Origin of the sequence: Parapusillimonas granuli, from assembly GCF_013416525.1 — a bacterium.
In the GTDB taxonomy this organism is placed as follows: domain Bacteria; phylum Pseudomonadota; class Gammaproteobacteria; order Burkholderiales; family Burkholderiaceae_B; genus Parapusillimonas; species Parapusillimonas granuli.
On record NZ_JACCEM010000010.1, the window covers coordinates 38,534 to 58,547 of the forward strand.

At 66.4% G+C, this 20,014-nt stretch carries 19 protein-coding genes; 9 read left to right on the plus strand and 10 right to left on the minus strand.

What is annotated here, in order from left to right; translation table 11 throughout:
- Entirely contained in the window at positions 1–1,107 is a 1,107-nt protein-coding gene (mutY, locus tag H0A72_RS17670; protein ID WP_180157755.1) for an A/G-specific adenine glycosylase, read from the plus strand.
- Positions 1,108–1,147: 40 nt separating this feature from the next.
- Here the strand turns inward: mutY and rodA are convergent, their stop codons facing one another.
- The 5 genes from rodA to H0A72_RS17695 all read right to left on the minus strand — a co-directional run bounded on the left by rodA (position 1,148) and on the right by H0A72_RS17695 (position 6,911).
- Entirely contained in the window at positions 1,148–2,284 is a 1,137-nt protein-coding gene (gene rodA, locus H0A72_RS17675; protein ID WP_180157757.1) for a rod shape-determining protein RodA, read from the minus strand.
- Positions 2,281–4,335, minus strand: coding sequence for a penicillin-binding protein 2 (gene mrdA / locus H0A72_RS17680; protein ID WP_180157759.1), 2,055 nt, complete (start codon positions 4,333–4,335; stop codon positions 2,281–2,283). The genes rodA and mrdA overlap by 4 nt, the downstream gene beginning before the upstream one ends.
- Before the next feature lie 17 nt (positions 4,336–4,352).
- Positions 4,353–4,928, minus strand: coding sequence for a rod shape-determining protein MreD (mreD, locus tag H0A72_RS17685; RefSeq protein WP_180157761.1), 576 nt, complete (start codon positions 4,926–4,928; stop codon positions 4,353–4,355).
- Positions 4,909–5,796 carry a rod shape-determining protein MreC gene (gene mreC / locus H0A72_RS17690; RefSeq protein WP_180157763.1) on the minus strand — a complete coding sequence of 296 codons (888 nt, stop codon included), beginning with the start codon at positions 5,794–5,796 and terminating at the stop codon, positions 4,909–4,911. The genes mreD and mreC overlap by 20 nt, the downstream gene beginning before the upstream one ends.
- A gap of 71 nt (positions 5,797–5,867) precedes the next feature.
- Entirely contained in the window at positions 5,868–6,911 is a 1,044-nt protein-coding gene (locus tag H0A72_RS17695) for a rod shape-determining protein (RefSeq protein ID WP_180157765.1), read from the minus strand.
- A 224-nt stretch (positions 6,912–7,135) separates the two neighbouring features.
- Here H0A72_RS17695 and gatC point away from each other — a divergent pair, with 224 nt between their 5' ends.
- The 3 genes from gatC to gatB are packed head-to-tail and all read left to right on the plus strand — an operon-like array spanning position 7,136 to position 10,437.
- Positions 7,136–7,444, plus strand: coding sequence for an Asp-tRNA(Asn)/Glu-tRNA(Gln) amidotransferase subunit GatC (gatC, locus tag H0A72_RS17700; RefSeq protein ID WP_180157767.1), 309 nt, complete (start codon positions 7,136–7,138; stop codon positions 7,442–7,444).
- Positions 7,445–7,447: 3 nt separating this feature from the next.
- Complete coding sequence (gene gatA, locus H0A72_RS17705) at positions 7,448–8,983, plus strand: Asp-tRNA(Asn)/Glu-tRNA(Gln) amidotransferase subunit GatA (protein ID WP_180157769.1); 1,536 nt, start codon at positions 7,448–7,450, stop codon at positions 8,981–8,983.
- A complete protein-coding gene (gene gatB / locus H0A72_RS17710) occupies positions 8,983–10,437 on the plus strand; it encodes an Asp-tRNA(Asn)/Glu-tRNA(Gln) amidotransferase subunit GatB (protein WP_180157771.1) in 1,455 nt (484 codons plus the stop codon). The genes gatA and gatB overlap by 1 nt, the downstream gene beginning before the upstream one ends.
- Positions 10,438–10,486: 49 nt before the next feature.
- On the opposite strand, the gene pyrE is transcribed toward gatB, so the two are convergent.
- On the minus strand, positions 10,487–11,158 hold the full coding sequence (gene pyrE, locus H0A72_RS17715) for an orotate phosphoribosyltransferase (RefSeq protein ID WP_180157772.1): 672 nt from the start codon (positions 11,156–11,158) through the stop codon (positions 10,487–10,489).
- Between the two features lie 218 nt (positions 11,159–11,376).
- Between pyrE and H0A72_RS17720 the strand changes: the two genes are divergently transcribed.
- The 3 genes from H0A72_RS17720 (at position 11,377) to H0A72_RS17730 (ending at position 13,897) form a co-directional block, all read left to right on the plus strand.
- On the plus strand, positions 11,377–11,796 hold the full coding sequence (locus tag H0A72_RS17720; protein ID WP_180157773.1) for a DoxX family protein: 420 nt from the start codon (positions 11,377–11,379) through the stop codon (positions 11,794–11,796).
- 108 nt (positions 11,797–11,904) lie between these two features.
- The gene (locus H0A72_RS17725) at positions 11,905–12,690 is read left to right on the plus strand and encodes an exodeoxyribonuclease III (RefSeq protein WP_180157774.1); all 786 of its coding nucleotides are present in this window, start codon (positions 11,905–11,907) and stop codon (positions 12,688–12,690) included.
- Between the two features lie 55 nt (positions 12,691–12,745).
- The gene (locus H0A72_RS17730) at positions 12,746–13,897 is read left to right on the plus strand and encodes an aminotransferase class V-fold PLP-dependent enzyme (RefSeq protein ID WP_180157775.1); all 1,152 of its coding nucleotides are present in this window, start codon (positions 12,746–12,748) and stop codon (positions 13,895–13,897) included.
- Here the strand turns inward: H0A72_RS17730 and H0A72_RS17735 are convergent.
- Entirely contained in the window at positions 13,866–15,245 is a 1,380-nt protein-coding gene (locus tag H0A72_RS17735; protein ID WP_218953385.1) for an aminotransferase-like domain-containing protein, read from the minus strand. The genes H0A72_RS17730 and H0A72_RS17735 overlap by 32 nt on opposite strands.
- Positions 15,246–15,356: 111 nt before the next feature.
- Here H0A72_RS17735 and H0A72_RS17740 point away from each other — a divergent pair, with 111 nt between their 5' ends.
- The gene (locus H0A72_RS17740; RefSeq protein WP_180157776.1) at positions 15,357–16,268 is read left to right on the plus strand and encodes a DMT family transporter; all 912 of its coding nucleotides are present in this window, start codon (positions 15,357–15,359) and stop codon (positions 16,266–16,268) included.
- A 157-nt stretch (positions 16,269–16,425) separates the two neighbouring features.
- Positions 16,426–16,755, plus strand: a complete 330-nt coding sequence (locus H0A72_RS17745; protein ID WP_180157777.1) for a DMT family transporter — start codon at positions 16,426–16,428, stop codon at positions 16,753–16,755.
- A 15-nt stretch (positions 16,756–16,770) separates the two neighbouring features.
- Here H0A72_RS17745 and H0A72_RS17750 read toward each other — a convergent pair whose 3' ends face one another.
- The 3 genes from H0A72_RS17750 to metX are packed head-to-tail and all read right to left on the minus strand — an operon-like array spanning position 16,771 to position 19,906.
- Positions 16,771–18,012 (minus strand): muropeptide transporter, encoded by a 1,242-nt coding sequence (locus H0A72_RS17750; protein WP_180157778.1) that lies wholly within the window; start codon positions 18,010–18,012, stop codon positions 16,771–16,773.
- A gap of 17 nt (positions 18,013–18,029) precedes the next feature.
- Positions 18,030–18,659 (minus strand): methionine biosynthesis protein MetW, encoded by a 630-nt coding sequence (gene metW / locus H0A72_RS17755; RefSeq protein ID WP_180157779.1) that lies wholly within the window; start codon positions 18,657–18,659, stop codon positions 18,030–18,032.
- Positions 18,656–19,906, minus strand: a complete 1,251-nt coding sequence (metX, locus tag H0A72_RS17760; protein ID WP_180157780.1) for a homoserine O-succinyltransferase MetX — start codon at positions 19,904–19,906, stop codon at positions 18,656–18,658. The genes metW and metX overlap by 4 nt, the downstream gene beginning before the upstream one ends.
- Positions 19,907–20,014 lie beyond the last annotated feature (108 nt).

The following is a 20,014-nucleotide window of genomic DNA, read 5'->3' on the forward strand; positions in this document are numbered from 1 at the left end:
ATGCCCGCAGAACTCCGCCCCGCCCCCGATTTCGCCGGCGCCGTGGCCGAATGGCAGAAGCGTTCGGGGCGGCACCAGCTTCCCTGGCAGGGCACGCGCGACCCCTACCGCATCTGGCTGTCCGAGATCATGCTGCAGCAGACGCAGGTGGCGACCGTCATCGGCTACTACCAGCGCTTTCTGGAACGCTTTCCCACGCTCCAAGCGCTTGCCCAGGCGCCGCAGGACGAGGTCATGCCCTACTGGGCCGGCCTGGGCTACTACGCCCGCGCGCGCAATCTGCATCGCTGCGCCCAGGAAATCTGCCTGAACTGGTCGGGCCGCTTCCCCGGGAGCGCGGCGGAAATCGCGACGCTTCCCGGCATAGGCCGCTCGACGGCCGCGGCCATCGCGGCCTTCGCCTACGGCGAGCGCAGCCCCATCATGGACGGCAACGTGAAGCGGGTCTTCGCCCGCCACTTCGGCATCTTCGGCGCCACCTCGGACCGCGCCACCGAGCAAACGCTCTGGCGCAGGGCGGAAGCCGTGCTGGCCGCCACCGCCCCGACCCTGGACATGGCCGCCTACACGCAAGGCCTGATGGACCTGGGGTCCACGGTGTGCGTGCGCGGCAAGCCGGCCTGCGCTCTCTGCCCTCTGCAAGACAGCTGCTACGCCCACGCGGAAGGCCGGCAGGCGGAACTGCCCAGCCCCAAGCCGCGCAAGGAAAAACCCGAGCGCAGCTGTGCCATGCTGGTGCTGGCGTGCCGGGGCGCCGTGCTGCTGGAGCGCAGGCCGCCCAGCGGCATCTGGGGCGGGCTCTGGAGCCTGCCCGAGTTCGCCGACGCCGATGCCCTGCTGTCGGGCTGCGCCGGCCTGGGCGTGGACGCCTCCCGCGCGCAGCGCATGGGCGGGCTGGCGCATGTCTTCACGCACTTCAAGCTCAACATCGAGCCTTGGTATTTGCAGTGGGATGCTCCGGAAGCGGCAGCTCCGGACCGTGAAGGCTATGTCTGGGTTCCCGGGCGGGACCTTCCCGGCGCGGCCCTGCCGGCCCCGGTCCGGAAGATCCTGGACGGGCTGGCGGGGGCCGACCCCGTGCGGGGCCGCAGCCTCACCCTCTGTTGATAGGGGGCCGGATCCCGGACGGGGTCGGCCCCCTGGCCGCTCAGGTCCTGACCGGCCGATACCGGCTGATGCTCATCAGAATCCCGCAAGCCACGCCCAGGGTCAGCAGCGCCGTGCCGCCATAGCTCATGAACGGCAGAGGCACGCCGACCACCGGCAAAATGCCGGTGACCATGCCGACGTTCACGAATACGTAGACGAAGAACATCATGGACATGGAACCGGCCAGCAGCCGTCCGAATTGCGTATGCGCGCGCGCCGCGATCGCCAGGCCGCGGGCGATGAGCACGGCGTAGAGCACCAGCAGCATCACCCCGCCATACAGCCCGAATTCCTCGGCATAAACGGCGAAAATGAAGTCCGTCGTCCGTTCCGGGATGAAATCGAGATGGGTCTGGGTGCCCATCATGTAGCCCTTCCCATAGAGGCCGCCCGAACCCACGGCGATCATGGACTGGATGGTGTGAAAGCCCTTGCCCAGGGGATCGGAGCTGGGGTCCAGCAGCGTGCAGACCCGGTATTTCTGGTAGTCATGCAGCACCACCCAGTCCACGTCCGGCTGGCAGATGTCTGTTTCGTAATAGACCAGCGTGCCCAGGCCCACCACCACCGCCAGCGCGATGGGGGCCAACAGCCGGAACGACAGGCCGCCGAAATAGATCACGCAGAAACCCGAGGCGAACACCAGCAGGGCCGTGCCCAGGTCGGGCTGCATGACGATGAGCGTGAACGGTATCGCCAGCAGCACGCCCGCCACCAGGAAGTCAAGGACGCGCAAAGTGCCCTGATGCCGATGGAAATACCAGGCCAGCATCATCGGCACCGAGATCTTGAGCATTTCCGACGGCTGGATGCGAACGAAGCCGAGGTCCAGCCAGCGCGTGGCGCCTTTGCTGGTTTCGCCGAAGAACTCCACGCCCAGCAGGAGCGCCACGCCCATCGCATAGACGTAGGGAGACAGCCTCATCAGCAAGGGCGGCGGCATCATGGCGGCCACCCACATGAAGATGAAGGCGATCAGGAAGTTGCGCGACTGGTCGGCGAAGCGCCAATCGGTTCCGCCCACCGCCGAATGCATGACGGTCATGCCCAGTATGGTCATCAGCACCAGCAGCATCAGCAGCGGCCAGTCGAATGCCGTCAAGGCCTTGACGACCCAATGCAATATCCGCTTCATTGTCGGCCTCGCACCGCCGCGCGCTGCGTGGACAACGCCGCATGGATTTCAGGAACATGGTCTTCGGGTTCGTCTTCCGGGGCGCCGGCGGGCAGGTCTTCCAGCGGCACGATCGCGTCGGGGGATTCGCCCGAGGCGCCCTCCTCCACGCCCTCGGACTCGTCGAGCTCGGCGGGCGGCAACGGCCGGGCGTCGCGGGCCATGCGCTCGGGCGACAGCCAGTAGTCGAATACGGTGCGCGCCACCGGCGCCGCCACCGTCGCCCCCCAGCCGCCGTTCTCGACGATGAGGGCGACGGCGATCTTGGGGTCCTCCATGGGCGCATAGGCCATGAAGAGGGCATGGTCGCGCAGGCGCTCGTCGACCGCGCTCGCCTTGTACTTGGCCCCGCGCAGGCTGTAGACCTGCGCCGTGCCGGTCTTGCCCGCCGCCTGGTAATGCGTGCCGGCGAATGCCCGGCGCGCCGTGCCGCTGCGCATGACGTCCACCATGGCCTTGCGGATGACGGCAAGATTCTCGGGCTTGAGCGGAATGGTGTACAAGGGCCCCGTCACCGTTCGCGTCGCCTTTCCGTTCTGCGGGTTGCGCACCAGGTTGACCAGATGGGGCTTCATGTACGTGCCGTTGTTCGCCAGCACCGAGGTCGCCTGGGCGAGCTGCAGCAGGGTGAAAGAGTTGTACCCCTGCCCCACGGCGACCGACACCGTCTCGCCCGCATACCAGCGCTGCTGCGACGGCTTCTTGTAGGCCTGGCGCTTCCATTCCGTGGACGGCAGCACGCCCCGGCGCTCGCCTTCCAGGTCTATGCCCGTCAGTTGGCCGAAACCGAATTGCTTGCTGAAATCGTGCAGGGCGTTGACCCCGATCTCCGGCCCCAGGGAAAAGAAATAAGTGTCCGACGACACGACGATGGCGCGGTGCAGGTCGGTCATGCCGTAGGCGGCGCCGCCGGCGTTGCGGAAGCGCTGCCCTCCGAATTCGAAATAACCCGGGTCGGGGATGCGCTGGGTGGCGGTGCGCTTGCCCAGTTCCAGCGCCGCCAGCCCGACGAAAGGCTTGTAGGTGGAACCGATGGGATAGGTGCCGTACAGCGGCCGGTTGATCAGCGGGTGGTCGGGGGATTCGTTCAGCTTGCGCCAGTTTTCCACGTCGATGCCGTCGATGAACAGATTCGGGTCGAAGGACGGCGCCGATACGAAGGCCAGGATTTCCCCGGTCTTGGGTTCGATGGCCACCAGCGCGCCGCGGCGGCCCTCGAACTGCCGCTCCGCGACCTTTTGCAGCTCGATGTCTATGGACAGGTGCAGGTCGGAGCCGGGAACGGGGTCGATGCGGCTGAGGGTGCGGACCGGCCGCCCGGTGGCCGTGACTTCGACCTCTTCCACGCCGGTGCGGCCGTGCAGGGCTTCTTCCCAGGTTTTTTCTATGCCCTTCTTGCCGATGATGTTGCTGCCCCGGTAATTGCCGGCGCGGCCTTCTTCTTCGAGCGCCGCCAGGTCGGCCTCGGAGATCCTGCCCACGTAGCCGATCACGTGGGCCGCGGCTTCGCCTTCGGGATACTCGCGCACCCAGCGCGCGCTGAGCTCGACGCCGGGGAACTTGAAGGCGTGGGCGGCGAACCAGGACGCCTCGGTCTCGTTCAGGTTGTTGCGCAGCTGCACGGGAGTGTAGCGCCCGCTCTGGTTCAGCTGCTGCAGGAACCTGCGCCGGTCGCTGGCGCTCAGGTAGACGAGCTCGCCGAGCTCGTCCAGCATCTCCCTGACCGGCCCCTTCACGTTCGCGGGGACCACCGACAAGGTGTAGTCGCGGTAGTTGCGCGCCAGCACGACGCCGTTGCGGTCCAGGATCTCGCCCCGCCGCGGGGGGATGGGCACGACCGCGATGCGGTTCCGGTCCGCCCGGGCGGCCAGCCCCTCGTAGCGGACCACCTGCAAATACCAGAGCCGGGTGGCCAGGCCCAGAAAGCAGATCAGGGCGAAGACCCCGGCCACGATGACGCGGATCAGGATGCGCCGCTTCTGCAGATGGGTCGTTTTCTTGAACTCGAACATGGGCTATGCGGGCGCGGTCAGACGGAGCCGGCGTCGGCCTCGTCCAGCCGCCGCTGCGGCATATGCAGTAAAAACTCCGCCAGCGGCCAAAGCGCGGCGGTCAGCAACGTGGACCAGAGCCAATGCCAGCCGGCCCATTCGCCGGACAGCCAGGCATACACCATGTTGCCCAGGGTTTCGGCCACCAGGAAGACCGGCAGCATGTGTATGGCCTGCACGACGGCGTTGAAGCGCGTGAGCCGCCGATGCAAGACCACCGCCCCATAGGCCACCAGCGTATAGGTCAGCGCATGGCCGCCCAGCAGCCCGGCGTCGTGCACGTCCATGAACAGCCCGAAGACGAAGGCGGTGAGCATGGTGACGCGCTGCGGCTCGTGCACCGACCAGAAGGCGATGACCAGCAGCAGGAGATCGGGCGCGGATTGCCAGAGCCGCCAGGGCAGCAGCGACAGCAACCACATCAGCAGAATGGTGAACCAGATGAAGGCCAGCCCGGATGGCCGCTTGAACGGCGTGCTGTCGATGGGCTGGAGCGCGCTCAGCGAAGAACGCCCGTTGCCCGCGGCGGGAAGATTACTCTGCTTGCGAACCATGGCGCGCGCTCTCTTGGTTCAGGCCCGGCGTGGAGACGTCGACCCGCAGCACCAGGAAGTGGCGGTGCCGTTCGGGGTGCGACAGCGGCGATGCGATCGCCACGGCGAAGCCCGATGCCGCGTCGCGCCGGACTTCGTCGACCACGGCGACCGACAGCCCCGCGGGAAAAAGCCCGCCTATCCCGCTGGTGACCAGGGTGTCGCCGGGCACCAGGTCGACGTTGGCGGTAAGGTAGCGCACCTCGACCTTGCCGGACATATTGCCGCCGAAAGCGATGAGCCGCAGCCCGTTGCGCAGCGCCTGCACGGGAATGGAGACCTTGTCGTCCGTGAGCAGGGCCGCTTCGGAGGTGAAGGGCGTGACGCGCACGATCTGCCCGACCACGCCGCCCTCGTCGATGACGGGCATGCCCGGCCGGATGCCGCTGGACGAGCCCTTGTTGAATATCAGATGGTGCGAGAACGCATTGGGCGGCTCGTACAGGACCTCGACCGCGACCGAGGGCTGGAGCACGGCGTCGGCCACGTTCAGCAGGCGCCGCAGCTGTTCGTTCTCGGTGGCCAGCTGGGCGGCGTGCGTGGATATCTGCGCCAGCTCGATGCGCTGGCGCTGCAGCGCTTCCTTTTCCTTGCTGGCGAGCGCGGCGGCGTCGGTCCAGTTCTGGACGTGGGAAATGAGGTCGCGCGGCGCCAGCATGATGCGCTGGAAGGGATAGATGACGACCGAAATCGCCTGGCGGGCGGGATCCAGCACCGGCCAGCGCGAATCGACCACGAGCAGCGCCAGCGACATCAGAACGAACACGAACAACCGCAATTCAGCGGTGGGTCCGCGTTTGAATAGCCTGATCGTGCCTGTTTCTTGCATGAAATAGTCGTGCCTGCGCCCAAGTATGCCTGGCGCACATGAATGGGCACCTGACCCTAATAGTCGTTACTTCAATCGTAGATGAATACGGAACCAAGGCGTTCGAGGTGTTCGAGCGCTTCGCCGCAGCCGCGCACCACGCAAGTGAGCGGATCTTCGGCCACAACCACGGGCAAACCGGTTTCTTCCTGGAGCAACCGATCAAGATCATGCAGCAAGGCGCCGCCGCCGGTCAAGGCGATGCCCTTGTCGGTGATGTCGGCGCCCAGTTCGGGAGGAGTCTGTTCCAGGGCGGTCTTGACCGCGGAGACGATCTGGTTGAGCGGATCGGTGAGGGATTCCAGGATTTCATTGGAAGACACCGTGAAGCTGCGCGGCACGCCTTCGGAGAGGTTGCGGCCCTTGACTTCGATCTCGCGGATTTCGGAACCTGGAAACGCCGAGCCGATTTCCTTCTTGATGAGTTCGGCGGTGGGTTCGCCGATGAGCATGCCGTAATTGCGGCGGATGTAGTTGATGATGGATTCGTCGAATTTGTCGCCGCCGACCCGGACCGAGCCCTTGTAGACCATGCCGCCCAGGGAAATGATGGCCACTTCGGTCGTGCCGCCGCCGATGTCGACCACCATGGAGCCGCTGGCGTCGGAGACCGCCAGGCCCGCGCCGATGGCGGCGGCCATGGGTTCTTCGATCAGGTAGACCTGGCTGGCGCCCGCGCCCAGCGCCGATTCGCGGATCGCCCGGCGCTCGACCTGCGTGGAGCCGCAGGGAACGCACACGATGATGCGGGGGCTGGGGGCGAACATGCTGCGCGGATGCACCATGCGGATGAACTGCTTGAGCATTTGCTCGGTGACGGTGAAGTCGGCGATGACACCGTCCTTCATGGGCCGTATGGCTTCGATGTTGCCCGGGACGCGGCCCAGCATCTGCTTGGCCTCGCGCCCCACCGCCTGGATGATCTTCTTGCCGCTGGGCCCGCCGTCGTGGCGGATGGCGACGACCGATGGCTCGTCCAGCACGATCCCTTTGCCGCGAACATATATCAGGGTATTGGCGGTACCGAGGTCGATCGCCATATCGCTGGAGAAATAACTACGAAGGAATCCGAACATGGGCGCTCAGTAATATCAGAATTGGAGAAATATTCGTCACCCGGGTACTGCCATCTAGCGCCGCTGGGCGCAGGAATTTGACTAACGAATTAAACCAGCAATGATAACTTATAATTGGCTGTTGATAAGATCGAACTGGGGCATGTTATTTTCTGTAACCACCGTTTCAAACCGCGGCCGCACACCGACGCACGCGCCCCGAACCTCTTCTGGCAAAGACACCCATGGCAATCACCGAGCAGGACGTAGCCCGCATCGCGAGGCTTGCGCGCATTGAAATCTCGCCCGACCAAACGCCCCGTACGCAAGCCGAACTCAACGGCATGCTGGGCTTGATCCAGCAACTGCAGGCGGTCGACACCGCCGGCATCGAGCCCATGGCCCACCCGCTGGCCGCCCATCAGGAAATCAAGCTGCGGCTGCGCGACGACAAGGCCGCTCCCACGCAGGCCCCCGCCCAGCGCGAAGCGCTGATGCGCAATGCCCCCGCCCAGGACGGCGGGCTGTTCCTGGTACCCACGGTAATCGAGTAAACGATGTCCCACACCCCCCTCCATACAGAATTCGGCGGCATCGCGGCGCTGCGCGACGCCTTGCGCGCCCGCAAACTGAGCGCCCGGGAAGTCGCCGACAGCGCCCTGCGCGCCATCGACGGGCTTGCCGGCCTGAACGCCTTCCTGCACGTCGACCGCGACCTGACCCTGGCACAGGCCGACGCGGCCGACCAACTCCTGGCGGCGGGCGAAGCCGCGCCGCCGCTGGCCGGCATACCCATCGCCCACAAAGACGTCTTCGTGACCACCGGCTGGCGCACCACCGCCGCCAGCAAGATGCTGGACGGCTACGTCAGCCCCTTCAACGCCACCGTCGTCGAACACCTGGCGGCGGCGGGCGCCGTGTCCCTGGGCAAGCTCAATTGCGACGAGTTCGCCATGGGCTCGGGCAACGAGAATTCCGCCTTCGGGCCGGCGCGCAACCCTTGGGACCCGCAGGCCGTGCCGGGCGGGTCCTCGGGCGGCTCGGCCGTCGCCGTGGCCGCGGGCCTGGCGGTTGCGGCCACGGGCACCGACACCGGCGGCTCGGTGCGCCAGCCCGCCGCCCTGTGCGGAGTCAGCGGCATCAAGCCCACTTACGGCACCGTTTCCCGCTACGGCATCATCGCCTACGGCTCCAGCCTCGACCAGGCCGGCCCCATCGCCCGCCATGCGCGCGACCTGCTGGAAATCCTGGACCCGATCAGCGGCTTCGATCCCCGCGACTCCACCAGCCTGCAGTTCTGCGACGAGCAGCCCAACGCCCCCGGCCGGATCCGCGCCGCGTTCGACCAGGCCGTCCGCCGGCAAGACGCGCTGGGCAGCCAGCCGCTCAAGGGCCTGCGCATCGGCGTGCCCGCCGAGTTCTTCAATGAAGGCCTGTCGCCCGAAGTCGCGTCCGCCGTCGAGGCCGCGCTGCGGGCCTTCGAGTCGTTGGGCGCCGTCCGCGTCGGCATTTCCCTGCCGCGCACGGAATTGTCCATTCCCACCTACTACGTCATCGCGCCGGCGGAGGCCTCCAGCAACCTGTCGCGCTACGACGGCGTGCGCTACGGCCACCGCGCCGCGCAATACCGCGACCTGGCCGAGATGACCAGCCGTTCCCGTTCCGAAGGCTTCGGCCCCGAAGTCCTGCGCCGCATCATGGTCGGCACCTACGTGCTGTCCCATGGCTATTACGACGCCTACTACCTGCAGGCCCAGCGCGTGCGCCGCATGATCGTCAACGACTTCCAGCAGGCGTTCTCCAGCCAGTGCGACGTCATCATGGGGCCCGTGACGCCCAATCCGGCCAAGCGCATCGGCGAGAACCGCGACGACCCGACCAGCGACTGGCTGGCCGACATCTACACGCTGGGCGTCAGCCTGGCGGGCCTGCCGGCCATGTCCATTCCCTGCGGATTCGGCCGCCCCGAACGGCCCCTGCCCATCGGCCTTCAAATCATCGGCAATTACTTCAGCGAAGGCCTGCTGCTCGCGGTCGCCGACCGCTATCAGCAGCTGACCGACTGGCATCAACGGAAACCGGAACTAGCATAATGGAATGGGAAATCGTCATCGGCCTGGAAACGCATACCCAGCTTTCCACCGAATCCAAGATCTTTTCTGACAGCAGCACGCGTTTCGGCGCCGCGCCCAACACACAGGCCAATGAAGTCGACATGGCCTTGCCGGGCAGCCTGCCGGTCATGAACCGCGGCGCCGTCGAGCGCGCCATCCAGTTCGGGCTGGCCGTCGGCGCCCACGTGGCGCCGCGCTCCATTTTTGCGCGCAAGAATTATTTCTACCCCGACCTGCCCAAGAACTATCAGATCAGCCAGTTCGAGATCCCGGTCGTGCAGGGCGGCTCCATCACCTTCTTCGTCGGCGACGAGGAAAGAACCGTCAACCTGACGCGGGCGCATCTGGAAGAAGACGCGGGCAAGTCCCTGCACGAGAACTTCACGGGCCCGCACGGCGAATCCTCCACCGGCATCGACCTGAACCGCGCCGGCACGCCGCTGCTGGAAATCGTGTCCGAACCCGAGATGCGCTCGGCCGCCGAAGCGGTCGCCTACGCCCGCGCCCTGCACGGGCTGGTGGTCTGGCTGGGCATCTGCGACGGCAACATGCAGGAAGGCTCGTTCCGCGTGGACGCCAACGTTTCGGTCCGGCCCAAGGGCCAGGCGGCGTTCGGCACGCGCGCGGAAATCAAGAACGTGAACTCCTTCCGCTTCCTGGAACGCGCCATTCTGTATGAGGCCCGGCGCCAGATCGAGCTGATCGAGGACGGCGGCACGGTGGTCCAGGAAACCCGTTTGTACGACGCCGACCGCGATGAAACGCGCAGCATGCGCAGCAAGGAAGACGCGCACGACTACCGTTATTTCCCCGACCCGGATTTGCCGCCGCTGGTGATCGAGCCGGAATGGATCCGCCGCGTGCAGGACGCGATGCCGGAACTGCCGGCCCAGAAGCGCGCGCGCTTCGAGCGCGACCTGGGCCTGAGCGCCTACGACGCCGCGCAGTTGACGATGTCGCGCGCCACGTCGGTATATTTCGAGGAAACCGCGGCGCAGCTGCCGCAGGGGCAGGCGAAACTGGCCGCCAACTGGATGCTGGGCGAGCTCGCGGCCGCTTTGAATCGCGATGAAATCGACGTCGATCAAAGCCCGGTCAAGCCGGCGGCGCTGGCGGCGCTGATCCTGCGCATCATCGACGGCACGATCTCGAACAAGCTGGCGCGCGAGGTCTTCGCCGCCATGTGGTCGGGCGAGAACGGCGGCGACCCCGACGCGATCATTCAGGCGCGGGGGCTGAAGCAGATCAGCGACACGGGCGCCATCAGCGCCATGATCGACGAGGTCCTGGCCGCCAATCCGGCCGCCATCGAGGAATACCGGGCCGGCAAGCAGAAGGCGTTCAATTCTTTGGTGGGGCAGGTGATGAAGGCCGCCAAGGGCAAGGCCAACCCGCAGCAGGTCAATGACCTGCTGAAGGAAAAGCTGGGCTGAGCGGGCGCTCCGCTCCAGCGGCCTTCGGCGCCCCGCCCGGCGGGCCGCCTCAGACCCCGTACCGCTCCCGGTACGCCTGCACGGCGGCCCGATGCTCCGCCAAGGAAGCATCCCCCTCCAGCACGGCCATGATATCCGCCAGCGAGGCGATGCTGACCACCGGCATCCCGTACGAGAGCGACACCTCCTGTACAGCCGAATGCGCCGACAAAGCGTCGTCCGGGCCGGCGCGTTCCATGCGGTCCAGGGCGATCAGCACCGCGGCGGGCTCGGCGCCCGCCGCGCGGATGATCTCCACCGATTCCCGCACCGACGTGCCGGCGGTGATGACGTCGTCGATGATGACGACCCGGCCCTGCAGCGGCGCGCCGACCAGGATCCCGCCTTCCCCGTGGTCTTTCGCCTCTTTGCGGTTGAATGCGAAAGGGACGTCGCGCCCATTCAGGGACGGGTGCTCCGCCAGCGCCGCCGCCGTCGTCGCCGCCAGCGGGATGCCCTTGTAGGCGGGGCCGAAAAGCATGTCGAAGCGCACGCCGGAATCCACCAGGGCCTGCGCGTAGAACCGGGCCAGCCGGCCGACCGAGCGCCCGGTGTTGAACAGCCCGGCATTGAAGAAATACGGGCTCATGCGCCCCGACTTGACTTTGAACCGGCCAAAGCGCAGCACACCCTGGTCGAGAGAGAAACGGACGAATTCCGAACGGTTGGAAGAATCAGCCATGGCCTAGGAAAAATGGGGAAACCGCTATTATCGAACAAAATCTCGGCCCCGCTCCAGCGCCCCGCCAGGAAAGTCGAAGAAACGGGGCACGGCGGAGGCGGGCGCATATGTATTTTCGCGGGTTTATTCATTAAACTTTCCCACATCAAATCAAGCCGGTTTCCCTGGAGAGTTTACGCAGTCCCTTCCCTCAGCGGCATTTCCCACGGAGCACCACCATGAACACCTCCGCATCCTGCGCCATCTGGACCCCTCGCGTTTTAAGCATACTGCGCATCGTCAGCAGCTACATGCTGCTCATACACGGCACCGCCAAGCTTTTCGGGGTACCCCATGCCGCCATGTTCGACAATCTGCAAATCGCCTCGCTTTCCGGGGCGGCGGCCATCATCGAACTGATATTCGGCGGTCTGCTCCTGGTCGGGCTGTTCACGCGCCCCGCCGCCTTCATCGTTTCCGGCTTCGCCGCGGCCGCCTATTTCATCGGCCATGTCGCCGCCAAGGGCAACCTGCTGTTTCCGCTGCTCAACGGAGGCGAGGCGGCCGTCCTGTACTGCTTCGTCTTCCTGTACATCTGGGTGGCCGGGCCCGGCCCCTGGAGCCTGGACGCCATGATGCGCAAAGACACGGCAAGCTGATCCGGCCGCCGGCGCTTGCCCGCAAGCGCCGGCCCGCGCCGAGCCGGTGCCCGGGCGGAAGATCCGGGTTAAAGTGTGGGGTTCCACTGGTTTTCATGAAGGCCCCCGATGCTCCGCGTTATTTCCGCCAATCTCAACGGCATCCGCTCCGCCGTCAACAAAGGCTTCCTGGACTGGCTGCCCGCCCAGGAAGCCGACTTCGTCTGCCTGCAGGAGCTCAAGGCGCAGGCGGACAACATGACGGCCGGCATGCTGGCCCCCTCCGGCTACCACGGCTACTTCCATTACGCGGAAAAAAAAGGCTATAGCGGCGTCGGCGTCTACGCCAGGAAGCAGCCCCGTCAAATCATAGAAGGCCTGGGCGTGCCGGAAATCGACGCCGAGGGCCGCTACCTGGAACTCGTCTACGAGGGCTTGTCGATCATATCGGTCTATCTGCCCTCCGGTTCCAGCGGCGACCACCGGCAGGCCGCCAAGTACGTCTTCATGGAGCACTTCTTCACACATCTGGCCGAGCTGGCCAAGTGCGGGCGCCAGGTCATCCTGTGCGGCGACTGGAACATCGCCCACAAGGAAATCGACTTGAAGAACTGGAAGGGCAACATGAAGAACAGCGGCTTTCTTCCCGAAGAGCGGGCCTGGCTCACGCGCGTCTTCGATGAAATCGGCTGGGTGGACGTCTATCGCAAGCTGTACCCGGACACCCTGGGCGAAGCCTATACGTGGTGGAGCAACCGCGGGCAGGCATGGGCCAAGAACGTAGGCTGGCGCATCGATTACCAGATCGCCACGCCCGAGATCGCCGCAACCGCGCAGGCGGCCTCCATCTACAAGGCACAGCGCTTCAGCGACCACGCGCCACTGACCATCGACTACGGCACGACCGTGGGCTAATATCGAAACACGACACCCCTTGCAACGCTGAATGAACCTATCCGGAGGCAAAAACGTGCCAAGCCTACTTCCCCAAACCGATCCCGACGGGCTGCTGGAATACTCGGTCGTCTATACGGACCGGGCGCTGAACCACATGTCGCAGGCGTTCCAGGGCGTCATGAGGGATATTTCCCGGACCCTGAAACAAGTCTACAACGCGCATTCCGCCATCGTCGTGCCCGGCAGCGGCACCTTCGGCATGGAAGCGGTGGCGCGCCAGTTCGCCACCAACAAGCGCTGCCTGGTCATCCGCAACGGCTGGTTCAGCTTCCGCTGGAGCCAGATCTTCGACATGGGCGGCATTCCCTCGTCCACCACGGTCCTCAAGGCCCGGGCGGCCGGCAGCGGTCCGCAAGCCGCTTTTGCGCCGCCCCCCATCGATGAAGTGGTGGCCGCCATCAAGGCCGAAAAGCCGGCCGTGGTGTTCGCGCCCCACGTCGAAACGGCGTCCGGCATCATGCTGCCCAACGACTATCTGCGCCGCGTCGCCGACGCGGTGCACGCGGAAGGCGGCCTGTTCGTGCTGGACTGCATCGCTTCGGGCACGATCTGGATCGACATGCAGGCGACCGGCGTCGACGTGCTGATCAGCGCCCCGCAAAAGGGCTGGACCGCCTCCGCCTGCTGCGCGCTGGTCATGCTCAGCCCCCTTGCGCGCAAGGAAATCGACAACACCGTCAGCACCAGCTTCGCCTGCGATCTGCGCAAGTGGCTGCAGATCATGGAAGCCTACGAGCAAGGCGGCTTCGCCTACCATGCCACCATGCCCACCGATGCGCTGGCCGTCCTGCGCGACGTCATGGCCGAAACCGAGGCCTACGGCTTCGACAAGGTGCGCGCCGAACAGCAGGAACTGGGCGACCGCGTCCGCGCCCTGCTGCGCGACCGGGGCTTCAAGAGCGTCGCCGCGCCGGGCTTCGAAGCGCCCGGCGTGGTCGTCAGCCATACCGACGACGACGGCATCCATTCGGCCAAGAAATTCGCCTCGGCCGGGCTGCAGGCCGCCGCCGGCGTGCCGCTGCAGTGCGACGAGCCCGCTGGTTTCAAGACCTTCCGGATCGGGCTCTTCGGGCTGGACAAGCTGCACAATCCCGATCGCACGGTCGACCTGCTGGCCGCCGCGCTGGACGAAATCACGGCGCCAGCAGTTCCGCAAGCACACTGAAGAGCCTCGGGTCGCCAGACTGCGCGATGTTGAAGCGCAGAAAGGCGCCCGCCGACCGGGACAGGCTGAACACATTGCCCGGCGCCAGCACGATGCCGCGCTCCAGGGCCAGCCGGCTCAGGTCGGCGGCGTCCACGCCCGGGGGCAGGCGGCACCACAGGAACATGCCCGCCCGCGGCAGCAGCCAGGGGCGTATGCCCAGGGCGCCCAGCTTGTCCACGACGGGTCCCATCGCATGCGCCAGGCGCAGGCGCAAGCCGTCGACGTGGCGCCGGTAGCTGCCGTCCGTGAGCATCCGGCAGACCAGCTCCGCCGCCAGCCGGTTGCCGCCGAAGGTGGTCGCGGTCTTCAGGTCCGCCAAGGCTTCTATCCAGTCGGGCCGAGCGGCGATGTACCCGCAACGCGCGGCGGCGGACAGCGTCTTCGAGAAGCTGCCCACATGGACGACGCGCCCCAGGCCGTCGAAAGCCGCCAGGCGCGGCGTCGGCTCCGTCTCGAAGTCGGCGAAGATATCGTCTTCGATGATAGTCAGGTCGTATTCCTCGGCAAGCTTCAGAACCCGATGCGCCGCCAAAGGCGACAGCACCGCGCCGGTGGGATTGTGCAAGGCGGAATTGGTCAGGTACAGGCGCGGCCGGTGTTCGGCGAGCGCCCGTGAAAACTGCTCGACGTCCGGACCCGAGGGCGTATAGGGAATGCCCACCGCTTTGGCGTGATGCGCCCGCAGCAAAGCATGGAAGTTGAAGTAGCATGGGTCGTCCACCAGAACGGTGTCGCCGGGTTCGAGCAGGAACCGGCACATGAGGTCCAGCGCGTGCGTGCCGCAGTCCGTCAGCAGGATCTGCTCCGGCGCCGCCGGAATCGCGCTTTCTTGCAAGCGCCGGGCCAGCAGCGTGCGCAGGGGCGCGAACCCCAGCGGCGTGTCGTAATCCGCCAGGGCGGCGGGCTCCGCGCGGGAAACGGCGCGCAAGGCGCGCCGCATGTTCTCGTGGGGCATCCAGGCGGCCGGCAGCCAGCCGCAGCCGGGCTTGAGCAAGGTATCGTCCGAATCGAGCGCCTGGCGAGCCACCCAGAGCGGGTCCAGCTCCCGGTCCAGGCGCGGGCCGATGCTGCCGAGCGTCAGCGGCGGGGCGGGCGCGGCCACATAGAAGCCGGAGCCCCTGCGGGAGGAGATGACGCCTTCGGCCGCCAGCCGGTCATAGGCCTCCACGACGGTGGACTTGGATACGCCCAGCGCCTGGGCGAAGGCGCGGATCGACGGGAGCTTCGCGCCCGTAAGCAGTTGGCGCGCGGCGATGCGCTGATGGATTTCCCCCATCACCCTGGCTGTGAGCGTCCCGGTTCGCATGACTGTATCCCATAATGTACCCGTACAGTTTATACGGATTGTACTGACGCGTACCTGGCTCGCAAGCGCCGTTCCGGCGCATCATACGGTCACGACGATCTGGAAACCATCATGAACGACATATCGAAAGGCTGGCTGAACGGGCTACTGGGCGTGATCATATTCAGCGGTTCCCTGCCCGCCACCCGAGTGGCCGTGGCCGACTTCGATCCGGTCTTCCTGACCGCGGCGCGGGCGGCGATCGCCGGCGTGCTGGCATTGGCGCTGCTGCGCCTGGCCCGCGCCAGGCTGCCGTCGGGCCGCGATCTGGCCAGCCTGTGCATGGCCGCGCTCGGCGTGGTGCTGGGCTTTCCGCTGTTCAGCGCGCTCGCCCTGGAGCACATCACCGCCGCGCGGTCCCTGGTGTTCATCGGCCTGCTGCCGCTGGCCACCGCCCTGTTCGGCGCCTTGCGCGGCCGTGAACGGCCGCATCCCGCTTTCTGGCTGTTCGCCGTCCTGGGCAGCGCCTGCGTCCTGGCTTTCGCCCTCACCCAGGACGCCGGCGGGTCGTCGCAGGGCGATCTTTACATGTGCGCGGCCATCGTGGCTTGCGGCTATGGCTACGCCGAAGGCGGCCGCCTGTCGCGCCGCCTCGGCGGCTGGGAAGTCATTTCCTGGGCCCTGGTCCTGTCGTTGCCCATCATGGGGGCGCTCTGCCTGGCCACGCTGCCTGGCGAATGGGAAGCCATAGGCTTCCCCGCCTGGATCGGGCTGGCCTATGTGTCCCTTTTCAGCATGCTGATCGGCTTCTTCTTCTGGTATAGGGGCCTGGCCCAGGGGGGCATCGCCGCCGTCGGCCAGCTGCAGCTGCTGCAGCCTTTCATGGGCCTGGCGCTCGCCGCCCTGCTGCTGGGAGAGCCCGTCAGCTGGGCAATGCTGGCGGCCACCGTCGCCGTCGTGGGCTGCGTCGCCGGGGCCCGCATCTTCGCCGCGCAGCCGCCGCCAAGCCCGTCCATGGACCGCAAGGCCCAGGCCCGCCAGTGATCGGCCCCGCCGCGCCGGATCCGGCGGCGCGACCGCGGGCCGGCTTGGCGGGGATGCGCGGTTCGAGGTATCGTTTTGCGCAATGCATAGCGATGCGCAATCAAGACACCCACATGACTCCTTCCCCTTTTGCATCCCCCTTCGCCTGGTATTCGGCATGAGCTGGCTCTACCTGGCCATCGCCATCGTCGCCGAAGTCGTCGCCACCAGCGCGCTCAAGGCGTCCGAAGGCTTCACCCGTCTCACGCCTTCGGCCATCGTCGTCGCCGGCTACGGCCTGGCTTTCTTCATGCTGGCCCAGACGCTCCGGACCATACCCGTAGGGGTGGCCTATGCCATCTGGTCGGGCGTGGGCATCGTCCTGGTGTCCATCGCCGGGCTGGTCCTGTTCAAGCAGCGGCTGGACGCGCCGGCGGTGCTGGGCATCGGGCTGATCATCGCCGGCGTGCTGGTCATGCAGGTCTTTTCCAAGACCTCGGGCCATTGAAGCCCGCAGGCGCCGCTATGCGGCCTCGGCGCGCGCATCCAGCGCGTGGATTTCATTGCGCCGCAAGCGCAGCAGGATCAGGCCCGGCAGGGCGATGAGCACCGTAAGCACGAAGAACGGGGGCCAGCCCAGCGATTCGACGAGCGGCGGGGTGAACGGCCCCGCCAGGTAGGTGCGGCCGACCGCCGACAGCGCCGACAACAGGGCGAACTGCGTGGCCGAGAATTCCTGCCGGCACAAGCCCATGAGCAGCGCCACGAAAGCCGCCGTGCCCAGGCCGCCGCACAGGTTCTCCACGGCGACCACCACCGCCATGAAATACAGGTGGGGAGGCGTCACCGCCAGTACCCAGTAGCCGAAATTGGACACGGCCTGCAGCAGGCCGAACAGCATGAGGGAACGATACAGGCCCAGCCTGGCCATGAGCGCGCCGCCCGCGAGCGCGCCCACGATGGTGGCCGCCAGGCCGAACACCTTGTTGATGGACCCGACTTCGGAGACGCTGAAACCCGCGCCGCGTATCAAAAAAGTCGTGGACAGCGCGCCCGCGAACGCATCGCCCAGCTTGTACAGCACGATCAGCAGCAGGATGGTGACGGCGCCCCGGCGGCTGAAGAATTCGCGCAGGGGCTCGACCACCGCCACCGCCAGGGAGCGCGGCGCGGCCGCGACGACTTCCGGCTCGGGCGCCAGCACGGTGGCCACGGCGCACACCGCCATGAAGGCCCCCATGAGGAAATACATGTTGTGCCAGCCCAGCCATTGGTCCGCGAGGACCAGCGCCAGCCCGCCGGAGACGATCATGGCGAGCCGGTAGCCCAGCACCTTGACCGCGGCGCCCGCGGCGCGCTCTTCGCTGCGCAGGACGTCGGTGCTGTAGGCGTCGAAGGCAATGTCCTGGGTCGCGGACAAGAAGGCGACGAGCACGGCCAGGGCGGCCAACATGCCCAGGTTCCCGGCCGGCGAGAACAAGCCCATGGCCGCGATCCCGGCGGCCAGCAGCAGCTGTGTCAGGAACATCCAGCCGCGCCGCCTGCCGAGCAGCGGCGGCGCATAGCGGTCGACCAGGGGCGCCCACAGGAACTTGAGCGTGTAGGCGGTGCCGATCAGCGTGAGAAAGCCGATGCTTTGCAGGGACACGTTATCGACCGTGGCCCACGCCTGCAGCGTGCCGCTGGTCAGCGCCAGGGGCAAGCCGCTCGCGAAACCCAGTATCAATAACGGAAAGACGCGACGGCTGGCATAAACGCTGGACATGGCTGCGAAGATGGGACCTATGGTTGGGAAGAACCGGGCGGCGGGGACTCGAACCGGTAGACGGCCAGCGTGCTGCGCCAGCCCGGCAGGAGTTTAACCTCTTTGTTTCCGTTGAAGGTCGCCAGGTGCGTGATGCGCAGCTGCAGGGCGGCGGCCAGGTCTTCGAAGTCCTTCAGGGTGCACAGGTGGATGTTGGGCGTGTCGAACCATTGGTAGGGCATTTCGCCCGTGACCGGCATGCGGCCGCGCAGGATGGACCAGCCATGCGGCCAGTACCCGAAATTGGGAAAAGAGACGATGCCGTAGCGCGCGACGCGGGCCATTTCCCGCAGGATGTGTTCGGTGTTGTGCATGGACTGCAGCGTGCGCGACAGCACGACGGTGTCGAACTGCTTGTCGCCGAACATGGCCAGGCCTTCTTCCAGGTTCTGCTGGATGACCTGCACGCCGCGCCGTATCGCCGCGATCACCTGTTCGTCGTTGAGTTCCACGCCGGCGCCCACGACGTGCTTGTCGTTCTGCAGATAGGCCAGCAAGGTGCCGTCGCCGCAGCCCAGGTCCAGCACCCTGCTCCCGGGCTCGATCCAGCTCGCGATGCGCTTGAGGTCCGGGCGGACATGCCTGGGAGCCACTGCCGTCTTCGTCACGCCAACACCCCATTGATCTGCTTGCGTTCGCCCAGCCCGAGCTTGACGGCGATCCGGTCATAGTAGCCCTGCACCACGGCGTGGTAGCGGACGTCGTCCAGCAGGAACGCATCGTGCCCGTGCGGCGCGTTGATTTCCGCATAGGTGACGGCCCGGTTGTTCTGCAACAGGGCGCGCACGATTTCCCGCGACCGTTCGGGCGGAAAGCGCCAGTCGGTGGTGAACGATACCAGCAGGAAATCGGCCGTGGCGCTTTGCAGCGCGCGCGCCAGGTCGCCCCCGTGATTGCGCGAGGGATCGAAGTAGTCCAGGGCGCGGGTGATCAGCAGATACGTATTGGCGTCGAAATACGTCGAGAACTTCTCGCCCTGGTAGCGCAGATAGGATTCGACTTCGAATTCCACATCGTATCCGTAATGGAATTCGCCGTTGTCGGCCGGCGCCCGCTGCGCCCGCCCGAACTTGGTGGCCATGTCGTCGTCGGACAGATACGTGATGTGCCCGATCATGCGCGCCACGGCCAGGCCGTGGCGCGGCACGGTGTCGTGCGCGTAGTAATCGCCGCCGTGGAAGTCCGGATCGCTGATGATGGCCCGGCGGGCGACTTCATTGAAGCCGATATTCTGGGCCGAAAGCCGCGGCGTGCTGGCGATCACGATGCAATGCCCGACACGCTCGGGGCAGGTGATGGCCCAGCTGAGCGCCTGCATGCCCCCCAGCGAGCCGCCCATGACGGCCGCGAAGCGTTCGATGCCGAAATGGTCGGCAAGGCGCGCCTGGGCGCGCACCCAGTCTTCCACCGTGAGCACCGGGAAGGCCGCCCCCCAGGGGCGGCCGGTATCGGGGTTGAGGCTGGCGGGGCCGGTGGAGCCGAAGCAGGAGCCTAGATTGTTCACGCCGATGACGAAATAGCGGTCCGTATCGACCGCCTTGCCCGGCCCCACCATGTTGTCCCACCAGCCGATGTCCTTGGGGTTGTCGGCCGATATGCCGGCCACGTGGTGGGAAGCGTTCAGTGCATGGCAGATGAGCACCGCGTTGCTGCGTTCGGCATTGAGCGAGCCGTAGGTTTCAACCGCGAGTTCGTAGCGGGGCAGCACCTGGCCGCTGGTCAGCGCCAGGGGCTGGTCGAACGCGATGCGCTGCGGGGAAACCACGCCTACGGAGCCGCGCGGAATGGCGGGAGGTTCATTGGCGGGCAGGGGGGATGCGGCGGAGGGTGCTTCGGGTAGGAATAGTTCGGCCATGTGGACCTCTTTAGCTGGATTTATGAGGCGCCCGCAAGCAGATCAAGCAAATCGGCGCTCTGACAGAAGCGATATATTACCACCCCGGCCCGACGGCCGCGAAAGCGA

Excerpts from the sequence above, each read along its gene's own strand:
- mutY (WP_180157755.1), top strand. The coding sequence starts at position 1 with ATGCCCGCAGAACTCCGCCCCGCCCCCGATTTCGCCGGCGCCGTGGCC.
- rodA (WP_180157757.1), bottom strand. The coding sequence starts at position 2,284 with ATGAAGCGGATATTGCATTGGGTCGTCAAGGCCTTGACGGCATTCGAC.
- mrdA (WP_180157759.1), bottom strand. The coding sequence starts at position 4,335 with ATGTTCGAGTTCAAGAAAACGACCCATCTGCAGAAGCGGCGCATCCTG.
- mreD (WP_180157761.1), bottom strand. The coding sequence starts at position 4,928 with ATGGTTCGCAAGCAGAGTAATCTTCCCGCCGCGGGCAACGGGCGTTCT.
- mreC (WP_180157763.1), bottom strand. The coding sequence starts at position 5,796 with ATGCAAGAAACAGGCACGATCAGGCTATTCAAACGCGGACCCACCGCT.
- H0A72_RS17695 (WP_180157765.1), bottom strand. The coding sequence starts at position 6,911 with ATGTTCGGATTCCTTCGTAGTTATTTCTCCAGCGATATGGCGATCGAC.
- gatC (WP_180157767.1), top strand. The coding sequence starts at position 7,136 with ATGGCAATCACCGAGCAGGACGTAGCCCGCATCGCGAGGCTTGCGCGC.
- gatA (WP_180157769.1), top strand. The coding sequence starts at position 7,448 with ATGTCCCACACCCCCCTCCATACAGAATTCGGCGGCATCGCGGCGCTG.
- gatB (WP_180157771.1), top strand. The coding sequence starts at position 8,983 with ATGGAATGGGAAATCGTCATCGGCCTGGAAACGCATACCCAGCTTTCC.
- pyrE (WP_180157772.1), bottom strand. The coding sequence starts at position 11,158 with ATGGCTGATTCTTCCAACCGTTCGGAATTCGTCCGTTTCTCTCTCGAC.
- H0A72_RS17720 (WP_180157773.1), top strand. The coding sequence starts at position 11,377 with ATGAACACCTCCGCATCCTGCGCCATCTGGACCCCTCGCGTTTTAAGC.
- H0A72_RS17725 (WP_180157774.1), top strand. The coding sequence starts at position 11,905 with ATGCTCCGCGTTATTTCCGCCAATCTCAACGGCATCCGCTCCGCCGTC.
- H0A72_RS17735 (WP_218953385.1), bottom strand. The coding sequence starts at position 15,245 with ATGCGAACCGGGACGCTCACAGCCAGGGTGATGGGGGAAATCCATCAG.
- H0A72_RS17740 (WP_180157776.1), top strand. The coding sequence starts at position 15,357 with ATGAACGACATATCGAAAGGCTGGCTGAACGGGCTACTGGGCGTGATC.
- H0A72_RS17745 (WP_180157777.1), top strand. The coding sequence starts at position 16,426 with ATGAGCTGGCTCTACCTGGCCATCGCCATCGTCGCCGAAGTCGTCGCC.
- H0A72_RS17750 (WP_180157778.1), bottom strand. The coding sequence starts at position 18,012 with ATGTCCAGCGTTTATGCCAGCCGTCGCGTCTTTCCGTTATTGATACTG.
- metX (WP_180157780.1), bottom strand. The coding sequence starts at position 19,906 with ATGGCCGAACTATTCCTACCCGAAGCACCCTCCGCCGCATCCCCCCTG.